Consider the following 15,875-nt stretch of genomic DNA (forward strand, 5'->3'; position numbering starts at 1 on the left):
CGGACTTGCCTGCCAGCAGCTTGGCCTCGAGGGTTTCGTTGCTGTCGAAGACGTCGTAGACCACCTTGATCCCGGTCTGCTTCTCGAACTTGGCCACGGTGTCGGCGGCGATATAGTCAGACCAGTTGTAGACGTGCAGCACCTTGTCATCCGCCTGAGCTGCGGTGGCCAGGCCCCCGATCAGGGCCGCGGCCAGCAACGTCTTGCCCATTTTCATCATGCGTCATGCTCCAGAATTTTTTGATTAGCCCTCTGCTCAGCAGCCAAGGCCCGCGGTACACGCCTCGAGCGACTGAAACAGCCGCGTAGTCTGGCAAGTTACAAGGCGCTGTTTCAAGGAAAGCAGGGCCTTGTAACCGCTTAATGTCACAACGCTAGCCTAGCAGGCGGTCAACGGACCGCTTCGAGGGTCAGGTCCAGGCATTTGCGAGCCTTTTCAACCAGCTCGTCGATCTCCTCGAAACTGATCACCAGCGGCGGCGCGATGATCATCGTGTCGCCTACCGCGCGCATCACCAGCCCGTTTTCGAAGCAGAAGTTGCGGCAGATCATGCCCGCGCCCTTGCCCTCGAAGCGGCTGCGGCTTGCCTTGTCCTTCACCAGCTCGATCGCGCCGAGCAGGCCCAGGCCACGTACCTCACCCACCAGCGGGTGATCGCTGAGCTCGCGCAGACGCTTTTGCAAGTATGGTGCCGTTTCAGTGCGGGCCTTCTCGACGATCTTCTCGTCCCGCAGGATGCGCAGGTTTTCAAGGCCCACCGCCGCTGCCACCGGGTGGCCGGAGTAGGTGAAGCCATGGTTGAAGTCACCGCCTTCGCTGAGCACCTTGGCCACGGTGTCACGAACGATCACGCCGCCCATGGGGATGTAACCGGAAGTCAGCCCCTTGGCGATCGTCATCAGGTCGGGCTCAAGGCCGTAGTAGTCGGAGCCGAACCACTCGCCGGTGCGGCCAAACCCGCAGATCACTTCGTCGGCGACAAAGAGAATGTCGTACTTGGCCAGGATCGCCTTGATCCGCGGCCAGTAGGTGTCTGGCGGGATGATCACCCCGCCCGCGCCCTGGATCGGTTCGGCAATGAACGCCGCGACCTGGTCCTCGCCGACTTCGAGAATCTTCTTCTCCAGCTGATCGGCCGCCCAGACACCGAACTCATCCGGGGTCATGTCGCCGCCTTCACCAAACCAGTAGGGCTGCGGGATATGCACGATGCCCGGGATCGGCAGGCCGCCCTGCTCGTGCATGCCGCTCATGCCGCCAAGACTCGCGCCCGCCACGGTGGAGCCGTGGTAGCCGTTGACCCGGCCGATCAGTGTCTGCTTGCCCGGCTTGCCCTTGAGCGCCCAGTAGTGACGCACCATGCGCAGCACGGTGTCGTTGCCTTCGGAGCCGGAGCCGGTGAAGAACACATGGCTCATGCCCTCGGGCGCGACCTGGGTGATGGCCTTGGCCAGCTCCAGCGCCGGCGGGTGCGCGGTCTGGAAGAACAGGTTGTAGTAGGGCAGCTCGCGCATCTGCTTTTCGGCCGCCTGCACCAGCTCTTCGCGGCCATAGCCCACCGCCACGCACCACAGCCCGGCCATGCCGTCGAGGATCTTGTGGCCCTCGCTGTCCCACAAATGCACGCCCTGGGCCTTGGTGATGATGCGCGGGCCTTTTTCCTTCAGCTGCTTGTAGTCGCTGAAAGGTGCCAGGTGGTGCTCGCCGCTCAGGGCTTGCCATTCACGGGTTTGCGGGTTGGTGGCGCTCATGTGCTTCTCCGGTTTCGGACGGCCGCGCTTGCGCGGCGTGGGGATTGCTCAGACGGCGAACAGCAGGAACTCGCGTTCCCAGGAACTGATGACCCGTTTGAAGTTTTCATGCTCGGCACGCTTGGTCGCGACATAGCCTGCGATGAATTTCTTGCCCAGGTATTTCTCCAGGGACCGGCAGTTTTCCATGCGCTCCAGGGCATCCTCGAGGGTCAGCGGCAGGCGCAGGTTGCGGCGCTCGTAGCCACGCCCCTGTACCGGCGCGCTCGGATTGAGTCCCTCGACCATGCCGATGTAGCCGCACAGCAGGCTCGCGGCGATGGCCAGGTAAGGGTTGGCGTCGGCGCCCGGCAGGCGGTTCTCGACGCGGCGGTTCTGCGGGCCGGCATCGGGCACGCGCAGGCCGACGGTGCGGTTTTCCTCGCCCCACTCCACGTTCACCGGCGCCGAGGTGTCGGGCAGGAAGCGGCGGAACGAATTGACGTTGGGGGCGAACAGCGGCAGGACTTCGGGGATGAACTTCTGCAGGCCGCCGACATGGTGCAGGAACAGTTCGCTCATGCCGCCGTCTTCGTTGGAGAAGATGTTCTTGCCGGTGTTCACGTCGATGATGCTCTGGTGCAGATGCATGGCACTGCCCGGCTCACCGGTCATGGGCTTGGCCATGAAGGTGGCGGCGACGTTGTGCTTGAGCGCGGCCTCGCGCATGGTGCGCTTGAACACCAGGATCTGGTCGGCCAGGTGCAGGGCGTTGCCGTGACGGAAGTTGATCTCCATCTGCGCCGTGCCGTCCTCGTGGATCAGGGTGTCGAGGTCCAGGTTCTGCAGTTCGCACCAGTCGTAGACGTCCTCGAACAGCGGATCGAATTCGTTGGCGGCCTCGATGGAGAACGACTGGCGGCCGGTCTCGGGCCGGCCGGAGCGGCCAATCGGCGGCTGCAGCGGGAAGTCCGGGTCTTCGCAACGCTTGGTCAGGTAGAACTCCATCTCTGGCGCGACGATCGGCTGCCAGCCCTTCTCGGCATAGAGCTTGAGCACCTTCTTGAGCACGTTGCGCGGCGACAGCTCGACCGGGTTGCCCATCTTGTCGTAGGTGTCGTGGATCACCTGCGCGGTCGGCTCGATGGCCCAGGGGACGAGATACACCGCGTTCTCGTCAGGCCGGCAGATCATGTCGATGTCGGCCGGGTCGAGCAGTTCGTAATAGATGTCGTCGTCGACGTAGTCGCCGGTCACGGTCTGCAGCAGCACGCTTTCAGGCAGCCGCATGCCCTTTTCGGCGATGAACTTGTTGGTCGGCGAGATCTTGCCACGGGTGATACCGGTCAGGTCGCTGATCAGGCACTCGACTTCGGTGATCTTGTGTTCTTTCAACCAATCGGTGAGCTGGTCGAGGTTGCTACTCATAAATACCTCAGGAGGTAATACCCTAGCCCGGTCGGGTTCAGGCGCTGTGCGCCGCGATTGCAGCGCGTTGTACCGCCCACAGGGCAGTGCCTGTCATTCTGGCCGCCATTGCGGTCCCGTGGCAAAGGCTCAGGGACAACAAAATACGACCTTCGGCAGTCACGCTATATTGAAGAGGCAGGCATTGAACAGAAGGGATGGAAAGCGGTGCGCCCGGGCCGTCAATTATTGCGGCCAGGCTGGACATTTTTGCCGGCCAGAGGCTGGCGGCAGCGCCGATCGATGACGGGCGAGGCATGTAACCCCCGATATTCTTATGCTGTTCTGGGTTGCTACCGAGCTTAGCCTTGTTCATTTTTTTTCACAACACCCCTGTAAAAAATAAAAGACGGCCTGCCTGGATAGCCCTTTTCAGACAAAATAGCGGATAATGGCTTGCCCTGATTTGCAGCAAAAAGGCCGTAGCAGTGCCATTTCGGGGCATCAATGGGCTGACTTGACTTCACGAGGCCTTTCCGATTGACTGGCACTGCAAGCCCCCCTTGATTGATATTTTTAACAACAAAGGTGTTGCATCATGTCGGTACCCCCGCGTGCCGTTCAGCTTAACGAAGCGAACGCGTTCCTTAAGGAACATCCTGAGGTTCTCTACGTTGACCTTCTGATTGCAGATATGAATGGTGTGGTGCGTGGCAAACGCATCGAACGGACCAGCCTCCACAAGGTTTACGAGAAAGGCATCAACCTGCCGGCCTCCCTTTTCGCCCTCGACATCAACGGCTCGACCGTCGAAAGCACAGGCCTGGGCCTGGACATCGGCGATGCCGACCGCATCTGCTACCCGATCCCGGACACCCTCTCCAACGAGCCTTGGCAGAAGCGCCCCACCGCGCAGCTGCTGATGACCATGCACGAAATCGAGGGCGAGCCGTTTTTCGCCGATCCGCGTGAAGTGCTGCGCCAGGTGGTGAGCAAGTTCGACGACATGGGCCTGACCATCTGCGCCGCGTTCGAGCTGGAGTTCTACCTGATCGACCAGGAGAACGTGAATGGCCGTCCGCAGCCGCCGCGCTCGCCGATCTCGGGCAAGCGCCCGCAGTCGACCCAGGTCTACCTCATCGATGACCTCGACGAATACGTCGACTGCCTCCAGGACATCCTCGAAGGCGCCAAGGAGCAGGGCATCCCTGCCGATGCCATCGTCAAGGAAAGCGCCCCGGCGCAGTTCGAGGTCAACCTGCACCACGTCGCCGACCCGCTCAAGGCCTGTGACTATGCGGTGTTGCTCAAGCGCCTGATCAAGAACATCGCCTACGACCATGAGATGGACACCACCTTCATGGCCAAGCCCTACCCGGGCCAGGCAGGCAATGGGTTGCACGTACACATTTCCATCCTGGACAAAGATGGCAAGAACATCTTCACCAGCGAGGATCCCGAGCAGAACGCCGCGCTACGTCACGCGGTCGGCGGTGTGCTCGAGACCCTGCCCGCCTCGATGGCGTTCCTGTGCCCGAACGTCAACTCGTACCGCCGTTTCGGTGCTCAGTTCTATGTGCCGAACGCCCAGAGCTGGGGCCTGGACAACCGTACCGTGGCCGTGCGCGTGCCCACCGGCACGCCGGACGCCGTGCGCCTTGAGCACCGTGTGGCTGGCGCCGATGCCAACCCCTACCTGCTGATGGCGGCGGTGCTGGCCGGCGTGCATCATGGCCTGACCAACAAGGTCGAGCCTGGCGCGCCGATCGAAGGCAACGCCTACGAGCAGCTGGACCAGAGCCTGCCGAACAACCTGCGCGATGCCCTGCGCGAGCTGGACGACAGCGAGATCCTCAACAAGTACATCGATCCGAAGTACATCGACATCTTTGTCGCGTGCAAGGAAAGTGAGCTGGAGGAGTTCGAGCACTCGATCTCGGATCTTGAGTACAACTGGTATCTGCATACCGTGTAAGCCAGAGCAGGCTAGCCCGCTCCCACAAGGTGGCGGGCTACACCAGCAGACTAGATGCTCTTCTCGAAGATCTTCGAGTTGCGCTGGTAGTTGTACATCGAGGCCCGTGCTGCCGGCAGCCGCTCGACACCACTAGGCGCGAACCCGCGCTCGCGGAACCAGTGCGCCGTGCGGGTGGTGAGCACGAACAGGGTGTTCAATCCCATCCCCCGCGCCCGCGTCTCGATGCGCTCGAGCAGGTCGTCCCCGCGCCCCCCATGACGGTACTCCGGGTTCACCGCCAAGCACGCCAGCTCACCCGCCTGTGACTCGGCGATCGGGTACAGCGCCGCGCAGGCGATGATCATGCCGTCGCGCTCGACGACGCTGAACTGTTCGATTTCTCGCTCAAGCACCTCGCGCGAACGCCGCACCAGAATGCCCTGCTCTTCCAGCGGGCTGATCAGCTGCAGCAGGCCGCCAACATCTTCGATGGTCGCCTCGCGGACGATTTCGAATTGCTCCTGGGCCACCAGGGTGCCGCCACCATCACGGGTAAACAGCTCGGTCAGCAGAGCGCCATCCTCGGCGTAGCTGACGATATGGCTGCGCGCCACGCCACCCTTGCAGGCCTCGGCCGCGGCATCCAGCAGTTCGCCCTGGTAGTCGCTGCCCAGGCGCTGCAGATGCGCGGGCACCTGCTGCGGACGCAGTTCGCGCACCAGCCGACCCTGCTCGTCGAGCAGGCCGGACTCGGCGCCGAACAGCAGCAACTTGTCGGCGCCCAGCTCGATGGCGGCGCGGGTCGCGACGTCTTCGCAGGCCAGGTTGAAGATCTCGCCCGTAGGCGAATAGCCCAGCGGCGAGAGCAGCACGATGGTGCGTTCGTCGAGCAGGCGGTTGATGCCCTTGCGGTCGATGCGGCGCACTTCACCGGTGTGGTGGTAGTCAACGCCTTCGAGCACGCCGATCGGCCGTGCGGTGACCAGGTTGCCGGACGCCACCCGCAGGCGCGAGCCCTGCATGGGAGACGCGGCCATGTCCATCGACAGGCGCGCCTCGATGGCGACGCGCAAGCTGCCGACCGCATCGATCACGCAGTCCAGGGTCGGCGCGTCGGTGATGCGCAGGCCGCGATGGTAGCGCGGGGTGATGTCACGGGCGGCCAGGCGGGTTTCGATCTGCGGACGCGAGCCATGCACCAGCACCAGGCGCACGCCCAGGCTGTGCAGCAGCACCAGGTCGTGGACGATGTTGCCGAAGTTGGGATGTTCGACGCCATCGCCTGGCAGCATGACCACGAAGGTGCAGTCGCGATGGGCATTGATGTAGGGGGACGCATGACGCAGCCAATTGACGTATTCGGGCATAACCGGAGCCTGTATGAAAAGTGAACAAAAAGCGAGAAAGGCACAGCGCTCTGAGGGTTATCGTCGGTTCAGGCTTGGCGTCACGCGCAGTCTCCTTCTGGGTACGTTTCGATTCAGCGGGCCATCGCCGGGCTGAGGCAATAGTGTTCGATCATGTCACGCAATAGACGCACGGTAGGCTCGATGCGTGACATTTCGAGGTATTCGCCGGGCTGGTGGGCACACGCGATATCGCCCGGCCCCAGCACCAGTGTCTCGCAGCCCAGGCGCTGGAAATACGGCGCTTCGGTGGCAAAGGCCACCGCCTCGGCGCGATGACCGGTAAGACGCTCGGCAAGCCGCACCAGTTCCGCATCGGCGGCCTGCTCGAAGGCCGGCGCCTCGGGAAACAGCGGCGCATAGTCGATCTGTACCTGGTGCTGCTCGGCCAGCGGCGTCAGCTTCTGGCGGATGGCCGCGCGCAGCTGCTCGGCGTCCATGCCCGGCAGCGGGCGCAGGTCGAATTCCAGGGCACACTGGCCACAGATGCGGTTAGGGTTGTCACCGCCGTGGATGCAGCCAAAGTTCAGGGTGGGTTGCGGCACCGTGAACTGCGGGTTGCGGTAGGCCTCCTGCCATTGCCGGCGCAGCCCCATCAGCTCGCCCATCACCGCATGCATGGCTTCCATGGCGCTATGGCCGAGGCTTGGGTCCGACGAGTGGCCGCTGCGCCCAAGGATGTCGATGCGCTCCATGAGGATCCCCTTGTGCATGCGGATCGGCCGCAGCCCGGTCGGCTCGCCGATCACCGCGGCCCGGCCCAGTGGCCGTCCAGCCTCGGCCAGGGCGCGGGCGCCGGCCATCGAGCTTTCTTCATCGCAGGTCGCGAGAATCAGCAACGGCTGCTTGAAGTCATGCGCCAGCAAGGGCTCCACGGCCTCGATGATCAAGGCGAAAAAACCCTTCATGTCGCAGCTGCCCAGGCCCACCCAGCGGTCGCCGACTTCGGTCAACTGCAACGGATCGGTGGTCCACAACTCTGGATCATAGGGCACGGTGTCGCTGTGACCGGCCAGCACCAGGCCGCCAGGGCCGCTGCCGTGGCTGGCCAGCAGGTTGAACTTGCCGGGAGACACCTGCTGGATCTCGCAGGTAAAGCCAAGGTCGCCCAGCCAGCCGGCGAGCAGGTCGATGACCGCGCGGTTGGACTGGTCGAGCGCGGGCTGGGTGCAACTCACCGAAGGCGTGGCGATCAGGGCGGCGAACTGGTCTTTCAGCGACGGCAAGGTCATGCGCGTTCTCCTCGGATTCGTCTTCCCATAGTAGAGCCATCCGGCACCGGGAATAAACCGTTGACGGTCGACTGCTGTACACTGCCGGGCCAAGACGCCCTGTCCTCAAAGCCCGGATCACCCAGCAATGCCTAAAGAAACCGAACTCAAGCTGCGGGCCAGCCGCGAGACCCTCGCCGCCCTGCGCGAGCACCCGCTGCTCAAGAAACGCAACAAATCCGGCTGGCAGACCCGCGAACTGCTCAACCAGTACTTCGACACCCCCGAGCGCGAGCTGTCGGCTGCCAAGGTTGCCCTGCGCCTGCGCCGTGACGGCGATGCGGTCATCCAGACCCTGAAGTGCTGTGGCCAGAGCGTGGCCGGTCTTTCGGAGCGCAACGAGTACGAGTGGCCGCTGGAAAAAGCCAAGCTCGACCTGAAGAAGCTCGATGACAGCTGCTGGCCAGCGCAACTGGCCGAGCTCGACAAAAAGACCATCAAGCCGCTGTTCACCACCGATTTCACCCGCGAATTCGCCGAGATCGCCTGGGGCCGTGGCAAGGCCAAGGTGGTGATCGAGGCGGCCCTCGACCTGGGTACCGTCACCGCCGGCAAGCGCAAGGAAGAGATCTGCGAACTCGAGCTCGAGTTGCGCGAAGGCGCGCCCGAAGCGCTGCTGGAGCTGGCCGCGGAGCTGTCCGCGACCCTCGCGCTGATGCCGTGCGATATCAGCAAGGCCGAGCGCGGCTACCGCCTGCTCGACGAAGGCAGCTATGACCTGGGCCTGCCCAGCGTCGACCTCGCCCCTGAAATGCCGGTCGACGACGCGTTCGCCGTCCTCGCCTGGCAACTGCTGGGCAGCAGCCAGCGCCTGGCCGAGCAGTACCGCCACACGGGCCATTGGCGCCTGCTGCAGGACTGGGTCCAGTGCCTGGCCGAACTGCGCGCCCTGGCCAGCAGCCTGGGCCAGGCCGCGCCACGCGCCACCACCCGCGCTTTGCGCAGCAGCCTCGACGCCCTGCTCGAAGACTGGCGCCCGCTGGTACTGGCCGGCAATGACGACGAAGACGTCCGCCGCGCCGCGCCCGAGCAGTTCGCCGAAGAGTTGCTGGACCCTCGCTGGGGCCAGTTCTCGCTGGAGACCTCGCGCTGGCTGCTGGCCCGTGGCTGGACCGTTGAGCGCACCAAGCGTGGCGATCGCCAAGGCAGCGCGCAGCTGGCCAACTGGCTGGCGCACCTGCTGTTCGAGGAAGCCCGTACCTTGCAACTGCCGCTGTACCAGCAGCAGCCAGAGGATCTTGCCGAGCAACTGCCGCGCATCGAGCGGCTGCTGGCCTGGCTGCACCATGCCCGCCAGGTGCTCGAGTCACCCGAGCTCGATCGCCTGTACGGCGAGCTGAACAAGCTGCACGACCTGGCCAACCAGCCGATCAGCGACGAAGTGCTTGAAGCACGCGTGCAGCAAGCCATGACAGTGTTCCAGGGCCGTGCCTGGAAACACCTGCTCAAGTCGCCTTCAGCGCGATAAGGGCAGACTGGTCGTGGACTTGATTTCGGACAAGGCCACGATCGAGTTGACCTCCTGGATCCCCGGCACCATCGACAGCTTTTCGAAGAAGAAACGCTCGTAGGCTTCGATGTCCGGGGTGACAATGCGCAGCAGGAAGTCGACCGATCCCATCAACACATAGCACTCCAGCACTTCAGGGAAACCGCGGATCGCTTCGGTGAACTCGGTGAAGTTCGAGCGCCCGTGGGCGTTGAGTTTTACCTCGGCAAAGATCTGCGTGTTGAGCCCGACCTTCTTGCGGTCGAGCAAGGTGACCTGGCCACGGATCACCCCTTCTTCCTTCAGGCGTTGAATACGCCGCCAGCACGGCGACTGGGACAGCCCCACGTGTTCGGCGATCTGGGCGCTGGACAACGACGCGTCCTCTTGAAGCAGCGCCAGAATGCGCCGGTCATAAGTGTCCAGCTCTATGGACATGATTTTTCCTGTTTTCCCGTATTTGACGAATTGATCAATCTGCCTTGACGGCAAAATCGTTCAATCATAGAGAAAAAATGCCGCTCCCGGCGTGTGAAACTTTCGCCATCGATTCCGGAGACCGCCATGAACGCACTCGAACGCTCAGATGCGCCCTATCGCACCGACACCTGGGCCGCCAGCGCCGCCCAGTGCAGCGTGAGCTACCGGCTAGAGGCCGAGGCAGAGCCGGACACCCTCTGCCGGGTACTCAACCTGTTCGCCCTGCAGTTCCTCACCCCACACCAGGTGCAGGTCTACCAGCAGGATGATCTGCTGTGCATCGAGATCGGTGTCGCCGGGCTGAGCTGGCACCGTGCCGAGGTCATCGGGCAGAAATTGCGCAACCTGGTGTGCGTCGGCGAGGTGAGCCTGGAAACAATGGCGCACTTGCACGAGGTGAGTCAGGCCCAGGCCCTCTAGAGAAAGCGTGCGCGATTCCTGTGGGAGCCTTGTGCCGCGATCGGCCGCTGCAAGATCCGGTAACCCTTGGATGAGGCGTGACAGCAATTGCAGGGCTAGCCTTTGCGGTCTTCACAAGCCCGGCATGGATGCCCCAATGTACGCTCGCCCCGACCATACTCTTGATCCTTACCTGCTGATCGACGCCCTGCAGGCCGAGCAACGCCTCGATGCCGAGCAGGCCAGCGCGCTGCGTCAGCGTGCGGCGGCCCACCCTGAAATCCACCCACTGGAGCTGCTGGCGAGCCAACGTCTGGACCTGGACACCCTCTGCCAGTGGCTGGCCGACAAGGTTGGCCAGCCGTACCAGCGCATCGACCCGCTGCAGGTCGACGTGGCCGAGGCGACCGGGCTCATGTCCGCTGCCTTTGCCCAGCGTCACGGCATCCTGGCGCTCGGTGCGGATGCTCAAGGAGTGACAGTGGCCAGCGCGCAACCCTACGCCCGCGCCTGGGAAGCCGACCTTGCCCAGAGCCTTGGCAAGCCGGTGCTACGGGTGCTGGCCAGCCCGGTGCAGATCCGCCAGCTCAGCCAGGCATTTTTCAGGCTGGCCCATTCGGTGCACGGCGCCCGTGATGAACAGACGCCGGGACTGAGCGAGCTAGAGCAACTGCTTGAACTGGGCCGCGGCCAGGCCAGCGCCAGCGCCGACGACGCCCATATCGTGCATATCGTCGACTGGGTGCTGCAGTACGCCTTCGAGCAACGCGCCAGCGACATCCACCTCGAGCCCAGGCGTGACCAAGGGCGTCTGCGCTTTCGCATCGATGGGCTGTTGCATCCGGTCTACGCCTTTCCGGCGAGCGTGACCTTGGCGCTGGTCAGCCGCCTAAAGCACCTGGGCCGCATGAACGTCGCCGAGAAGCGCCGGCCGCAGGACGGACGCCTGAAAAGCCGGCTGCCCAACGGCGAGGATGTGGAATTGCGTCTCTCGACCCTGCCTACGCCATTCGGGGAAAAGCTGGTGCTGCGCCTGTTCGATCCCCAGCAGTTGCAACAGGGCTTTGCCCAGCTCGGCCTGGAGGGTGACTCGCTGGCACGCTGGCAAAACCTGCTGCGACGGCGCCAAGGCATGCTGCTGGTCACCGGCCCCACGGGCTCTGGCAAGAGCAGCACGCTGTACGCCAGCCTGCAGCAACTGGCCACGCCGCAGGTCAATCTGTGCACCATCGAGGACCCGATCGAGCGGCTCGACCCGGCGTTCAACCAGCTGCAGGTCCAGGCGGGTATCGACCTGGGGTTCGCCAACGGCGTGCGGGCGCTGCTGCGGCAAGACCCGGACATCATCATGATCGGTGAGATCCGCGACCAGGAGACCGCCCAAGTAGCGATCCAGGCGGCGCTGACCGGTCATCTGGTGCTCTCGACCCTGCACACCGACGATGCCTGCAGCGCCATTACCCGCCTGCAGGAGCTGGGGATTGCTGACTACCTGATCAAGGCCACGTTGCTTGGAGTAATGGCCCAGCGGCTGGTGCGCACGCGTTGTCCCTCCTGCAGAGGGCCGTCCGACGCCGGGTCCGGGTGCCGTATTTGCCGCGACACGGGATACCACGGGCGGACTGGCCTGTTCGAGCTGCTGCCCCTTAGCGACGGCTTGCGGGCCCGCATACAGCCCGCCACCGACCTGGGAGAAGTGCGCCGCCAGGCCCTGGCCGAAGGCTTTTGCGACCTGCGCCGCTGTGGCGCGCAAAAAGTCGAGAGAGGCCTGACCACCGAGGCCGAAGTCCTGCGCGTCTGCGCCTGAGGCCTGGGAACTTGATCATGCTGGCCAGGATCAAAGCGGGCATACCCCACAAACAAGAGTGTACCACCATGCGTCTCAAATCAGCCGTCGCCGCTGTTGCCCTGATGTCCCTGCCCATGGGTTATGCCATGGCGGATGGTTTCTGGCGTGACGTGATTTCCTCCGGTGCCACCACCGCGTCCACCTACCTGACCTTCAAAGACCACAAGCTGATCGTCGCGGCGCAAGATGATGCCGGCAGCTATGTGGCCAGCGAAGGCTCGATCCGCGGACCCTATCTGGAGGCAGCGATGCAGAAGGTGCGTGCGGACAATCCTGGGCTCGAGGCCAGTGACATGGACCTGGCGAATGCGATTCTGGCGAAGAATGCGGTGGCCGAATAAGCCATTTGGAGACACCCCAGAGATTGCTTTAAACCATAAAATCTCCCACAAGAGCTGGCGAGGCCAGCTCGGTTATCGGTGCCCTGCCCGGCGCAGCCAGGGCATTTGTGGGAGCGCGCCTTGTGCCGCGATCGAGGGCAAGGCCCTCGCCGGGCCACAGAATTACCGGTCCACGCGATGATCGCAGGGAACACATCCCAGAATCACCGGTACTCCCCCACCGGCACGCAAGCACAGAACAGATTCCGGTCCCCATACACATTGTCCACCCGGTTCACCGCCGGCCAGTACTTGTGCTGGCGCACATGCGCGCTGGGCGCGACACCCTGCTCGATGCCATACGGCCGCTCCCAGACCCCGAGCACATCGGCCAGGGTGTGAGGCGCATGCTTGAGCGGATTATCCTCGGCAGGCCAGCTGCCTTCCTGCACCTGGGCGATCTCCGCGCGAATGGCCAGCATGGCCTCGACAAACCGGTCCAGCTCGGCCTTGGACTCGCTTTCGGTCGGCTCGACCATCAGCGTCCCGGGCACCGGAAATGACATGGTCGGAGCGTGGAAGCCGTAGTCCATCAGGCGCTTGGCCACATCCTCCTCGGTGATGCCGGTCTGTGCCTTCAACGGCCGCAAGTCAAGAATGCACTCGTGCGCCACGCGCCGGTTGCGCCCTCGATACAGCACCGGGAAGGCACCGGACAGCTGGCTGGCCAGGTAATTGGCGCCAAGGATCGCCACTTCGCTGGCATCGGCCAGCTGCGGCCCCATCATGGCGATATACATCCAGCTAATCGGCAGAATGCTGGCACTGCCCCAGGGCGCGGCACTGATCGCGGTGTTCTGCGGGTCGGGCCCGGGCACCGGGACCACCGGATGGCTGGCGACGAAGGGCGCAAGGTGCGCGCGCACGCCGATCGGCCCCATGCCCGGACCGCCACCGCCATGCGGAATGCAGAAGGTCTTGTGCAGGTTCATGTGCGAGACATCGGCACCGATGTCGGCCGGCCGCGCCAGGCCGACCTGAGCGTTGAGGTTGGCGCCGTCCATGTACACCTGGCCGCCCTGCTGGTGCACCACGTCGCAGATTTCGCGGATGCCTTCCTCATAGACGCCGTGGGTCGAGGGGTAGGTGACCATCAGGCAGGACAGCCGCGGGCCCGCTGACTGTGCCTTGGCCTTGAGGTCCTCGAGGTCGATGTTGCCGTCCTGGTCGCACTCGACGATCACCACCTCCATGCCGGCCATCTGCGCCGAAGCGGGATTGGTACCATGGGCCGATGAGGGGATCAGGCAAAGGGTACGTTCCGCCTGCTGACGGCTGCGATGGTAGGCGGTGATCGCCATGAGCCCGGCATACTCGCCCTGTGCGCCGGAGTTGGGCTGCATGCAGATCGCGTCGAAGCCCGTGATCGCGCACAACCAGGCTTCGAGTTCTTCGATCATCGCCCTGTAGCCCTGGACCTGGGCGGCCGGGGCAAAGGGATGGAGCAGCGCGAAGCCCGGCCAGGTGATGGGAATCATCTCGCTGGTGGCGTTGAGCTTCATGGTGCAGGAGCCCAGCGGGATCATCGACTGGTTGAGCGCCAGGTCCTTGTTCTCCAGCTGTTTGAGATAGCGCAGCATCTCGGTTTCGCTGTGGTGCAAATTGAATACCGGGTGCGTCAGGAACGACGTGCTGCGTACCAGCCCGTCTGGAATGGCGGCGGGCAAGTCCTGGCCGTCGAGGGCATCGATGTCCAGCCCATGGTCGACGCCTGCGAAGATGTCGAACAGGCGCAGCACCGTCGCCTCGCTGCAGGTTTCATCCAGGCTCACGCCCAGATGCCCGCGGCCAAGGATTCGCAGGTTGATCTGCGCCGCCTCGGCGCTTTCGATGATGGCCGTCTGGCTGCCGCCCACCTCCAGTGTCAGGGTGTCGAAGAAGTGCGTATTGATGCGCTTGATGCCCTTGGCCTCCAGGCCCGCCGCGAGAATAACGGTCAGCCGGTGCACGCGCTGGGCAATGCGCAGGAGCCCTTCGGGGCCATGGTAGACAGCGTAGAAGCCGGCGATATTGGCCAGCAGCACCTGGGCGGTGCAGATGTTGGAGTTGGCCTTCTCGCGACGGATGTGCTGCTCGCGGGTCTGCAAGGCCATGCGCAGCGCGGTGTTGCCCCGGGCATCGCGCGACACGCCGATGATGCGCCCAGGCATGGCGCGCTTGAACTCATCGCGACAGGCAAAGTAGGCCGCATGAGGTCCACCGTAGCCCATGGGCACGCCGAAACGCTGGGTCGAGCCCAGCACCACATCGGCGCCCTGCTCGCCTGGCGGTGCGAGCACCACCAGGCTGAGGAGATCGGCGGCGACGCAGGCCAGGGCCTGCTGGTCATGCAACCGTTCGATCAGCGGGCGCAGGTCGCGGACCTCGCCATGGGTATCGGGGTACTGCAGCAAGGCGCCGAAAACCGTGTGGTTGCCCAGGTTGTCCACAGCGTCGATCACCAGCTCGAAGCCAAAGCCTTCAGCGCGGGTCTTGAGCACCGACAGGGTTTGCGGGTGACAGTGCTCGTCGACGAAAAACGCGTTGCTCTTGCTCTTGGCCATGCGCTTGGCCAGGGCCATGGCTTCGGCGGCGGCGGTTGCCTCGTCGAGCAGCGATGCGTTGGCCAGTGGCAAGCCGGTGAGGTCGATGACCATCTGCTGGAAATTCAGCAAGGCCTCCAGGCGACCCTGAGCGATCTCTGGCTGGTAGGGGGTGTAGGCGGTGTACCAGCCCGGATTTTCAAGCACATTGCGCAAGATCACCGTGGGTGTCAGGGTGCCGTGGTAGCCCATGCCGATCAGGCTGGTCCACACCTGGTTCTGTTGCGCGTAACCTGCGAGCCTGGCCAGGGCGGCCTGCTCGTCAAGGGCGGGCGGCAGGTCCAGCGCGCGGTTGAAGCGGATGCCAGGCGGTACCGTCTGCTCGATCAACTCACTGCGGCTGGCGACACCCAGTACATCGAGCATGGCCTGCTGCTCCGAGGCATCGGGCCCCAGGTGACGGCGCAGGAAGGGGTTGGGGTCTTGCAGTTGACGCAGGGGTGGCGACTGGGACATGACGACGCTCTCTTCCTGGACCAGGTCTCATGGAGACTTACAAGTCTAGGAAGGGATCGCCGTTCATGCGGGGAAAACTTACTCGCCGATGGCGGCCTTGTAGGCGGCGGCGTCCTGCAGCTTGTCGAGCTCGGCCGCGTCGTTCGGCTTGAGCTTGAAGATCCAGGCGCCATACGGGTCATCGTTGAGCTGCTCCGGGCTGTCGGCCAGGCCGTCGTTGACCGCGATCACTTCGCCGCCTACTGGCGAATAGATGTCGGAGGCAGCCTTGACCGATTCGACCACGCCAGCCGCGTCGCCAGCGGCAAACACCTTGCCGACCTCGGCCAGTTCAACGAACACCACGTCACCCAGGGCTTCCTGGGCGTGGTCGCTGATACCGACGGTCACGCTGCCATCGGCTTCCAGGCGCGCCCACTCGTGGCTTTCGGCGTAACGCAGTTCGGCGGGGATATTGCTCATCGTGTT

General features: G+C 63.9%; 12 protein-coding genes and 1 pseudogene. 5 read left to right on the forward strand and 8 right to left on the reverse strand.

The genetic code is table 11. The annotated features are described in order from the left end of the window. The 3 genes and pseudogenes from VJS90_RS00780 to VJS90_RS00790 form a co-directional block, all read right to left on the reverse strand. A pseudogene (locus VJS90_RS00780) lies at positions 1 to 220 on the reverse strand (spermidine/putrescine ABC transporter substrate-binding protein PotF); the annotation flags it as partial. 170 nt (positions 221 to 390) lie between these two features. After that, positions 391 to 1,752 (reverse strand): aspartate aminotransferase family protein, encoded by a 1,362-nt coding sequence (locus VJS90_RS00785; protein WP_324118151.1) that lies wholly within the window; start codon positions 1,750 to 1,752, stop codon positions 391 to 393. A gap of 48 nt (positions 1,753 to 1,800) precedes the next feature. After that, a complete protein-coding gene (locus VJS90_RS00790) occupies positions 1,801 to 3,159 on the reverse strand; it encodes a glutamine synthetase family protein (RefSeq protein WP_324118152.1) in 1,359 nt (452 codons plus the stop codon). Between the two features lie 577 nt (positions 3,160 to 3,736). Between VJS90_RS00790 and VJS90_RS00795 the strand changes: the two genes are divergently transcribed. Beyond that, entirely contained in the window at positions 3,737 to 5,113 is a 1,377-nt protein-coding gene (locus tag VJS90_RS00795; RefSeq protein WP_324118153.1) for a glutamine synthetase family protein, read from the forward strand. 50 nt (positions 5,114 to 5,163) lie between these two features. Here VJS90_RS00795 and argA read toward each other — a convergent pair whose 3' ends face one another. Both argA and argE read right to left on the reverse strand, forming a co-directional pair. Next, the gene (gene argA / locus VJS90_RS00800; protein WP_324118154.1) at positions 5,164 to 6,462 is read right to left on the reverse strand and encodes an amino-acid N-acetyltransferase; all 1,299 of its coding nucleotides are present in this window, start codon (positions 6,460 to 6,462) and stop codon (positions 5,164 to 5,166) included. A gap of 113 nt (positions 6,463 to 6,575) precedes the next feature. Further along, a complete protein-coding gene (gene argE, locus VJS90_RS00805) occupies positions 6,576 to 7,733 on the reverse strand; it encodes an acetylornithine deacetylase (protein ID WP_324118155.1) in 1,158 nt (385 codons plus the stop codon). Between the two features lie 127 nt (positions 7,734 to 7,860). Between argE and VJS90_RS00810 the strand changes: the two genes are divergently transcribed. Beyond that, on the forward strand, positions 7,861 to 9,240 hold the full coding sequence (locus VJS90_RS00810) for an inorganic triphosphatase (protein ID WP_324118156.1): 1,380 nt from the start codon (positions 7,861 to 7,863) through the stop codon (positions 9,238 to 9,240). On the opposite strand, the gene VJS90_RS00815 is transcribed toward VJS90_RS00810, so the two are convergent. After that, entirely contained in the window at positions 9,229 to 9,699 is a 471-nt protein-coding gene (locus tag VJS90_RS00815; protein WP_324118157.1) for an Lrp/AsnC family transcriptional regulator, read from the reverse strand. The genes VJS90_RS00810 and VJS90_RS00815 overlap by 12 nt on opposite strands. 126 nt (positions 9,700 to 9,825) lie before the next feature. Here VJS90_RS00815 and VJS90_RS00820 point away from each other — a divergent pair, with 126 nt between their 5' ends. From VJS90_RS00820 to VJS90_RS00830, 3 genes are all read left to right on the forward strand, one after another. Further along, a complete protein-coding gene (locus tag VJS90_RS00820) occupies positions 9,826 to 10,161 on the forward strand; it encodes a hypothetical protein (RefSeq protein WP_324118158.1) in 336 nt (111 codons plus the stop codon). Positions 10,162 to 10,297: 136 nt separating this feature from the next. Then, positions 10,298 to 11,947, forward strand: coding sequence for a GspE/PulE family protein (locus VJS90_RS00825; RefSeq protein ID WP_324118159.1), 1,650 nt, complete (start codon positions 10,298 to 10,300; stop codon positions 11,945 to 11,947). Between the two features lie 68 nt (positions 11,948 to 12,015). Further along, the gene (locus tag VJS90_RS00830; RefSeq protein ID WP_324118160.1) at positions 12,016 to 12,330 is read left to right on the forward strand and encodes a DUF2388 domain-containing protein; all 315 of its coding nucleotides are present in this window, start codon (positions 12,016 to 12,018) and stop codon (positions 12,328 to 12,330) included. A 203-nt stretch (positions 12,331 to 12,533) separates the two neighbouring features. Here VJS90_RS00830 and gcvP read toward each other — a convergent pair whose 3' ends face one another. Further along, positions 12,534 to 15,407, reverse strand: a complete 2,874-nt coding sequence (gene gcvP / locus VJS90_RS00835; protein WP_324118161.1) for an aminomethyl-transferring glycine dehydrogenase — start codon at positions 15,405 to 15,407, stop codon at positions 12,534 to 12,536. A 78-nt stretch (positions 15,408 to 15,485) separates the two neighbouring features. Further along, a complete protein-coding gene (gene gcvH, locus VJS90_RS00840) occupies positions 15,486 to 15,869 on the reverse strand; it encodes a glycine cleavage system protein GcvH (protein WP_324118162.1) in 384 nt (127 codons plus the stop codon). Positions 15,870 to 15,875 lie beyond the last annotated feature (6 nt).

Source organism: Pseudomonas sp., assembly GCF_035277045.1.
Taxonomy (GTDB): domain Bacteria; phylum Pseudomonadota; class Gammaproteobacteria; order Pseudomonadales; family Pseudomonadaceae; genus Aquipseudomonas.

What these genes read in the sequence shown, in the direction of transcription:
- VJS90_RS00785 (WP_324118151.1), bottom strand. Translation starts at nt 1,752, where the DNA reads ATGAGCGCCACCAACCCGCAAACCCGTGAATGGCAAGCCCTGAGCGGC.
- VJS90_RS00790 (WP_324118152.1), bottom strand. Translation starts at nt 3,159, where the DNA reads ATGAGTAGCAACCTCGACCAGCTCACCGATTGGTTGAAAGAACACAAG.
- VJS90_RS00795 (WP_324118153.1), top strand. Translation starts at nt 3,737, where the DNA reads ATGTCGGTACCCCCGCGTGCCGTTCAGCTTAACGAAGCGAACGCGTTC.
- argA (WP_324118154.1), bottom strand. Translation starts at nt 6,462, where the DNA reads ATGCCCGAATACGTCAATTGGCTGCGTCATGCGTCCCCCTACATCAAT.
- argE (WP_324118155.1), bottom strand. Translation starts at nt 7,733, where the DNA reads ATGACCTTGCCGTCGCTGAAAGACCAGTTCGCCGCCCTGATCGCCACG.
- VJS90_RS00810 (WP_324118156.1), top strand. Translation starts at nt 7,861, where the DNA reads ATGCCTAAAGAAACCGAACTCAAGCTGCGGGCCAGCCGCGAGACCCTC.
- VJS90_RS00815 (WP_324118157.1), bottom strand. Translation starts at nt 9,699, where the DNA reads ATGTCCATAGAGCTGGACACTTATGACCGGCGCATTCTGGCGCTGCTT.
- VJS90_RS00820 (WP_324118158.1), top strand. Translation starts at nt 9,826, where the DNA reads ATGAACGCACTCGAACGCTCAGATGCGCCCTATCGCACCGACACCTGG.
- VJS90_RS00825 (WP_324118159.1), top strand. Translation starts at nt 10,298, where the DNA reads ATGTACGCTCGCCCCGACCATACTCTTGATCCTTACCTGCTGATCGAC.
- VJS90_RS00830 (WP_324118160.1), top strand. Translation starts at nt 12,016, where the DNA reads ATGCGTCTCAAATCAGCCGTCGCCGCTGTTGCCCTGATGTCCCTGCCC.
- gcvP (WP_324118161.1), bottom strand. Translation starts at nt 15,407, where the DNA reads ATGTCCCAGTCGCCACCCCTGCGTCAACTGCAAGACCCCAACCCCTTC.
- gcvH (WP_324118162.1), bottom strand. Translation starts at nt 15,869, where the DNA reads ATGAGCAATATCCCCGCCGAACTGCGTTACGCCGAAAGCCACGAGTGG.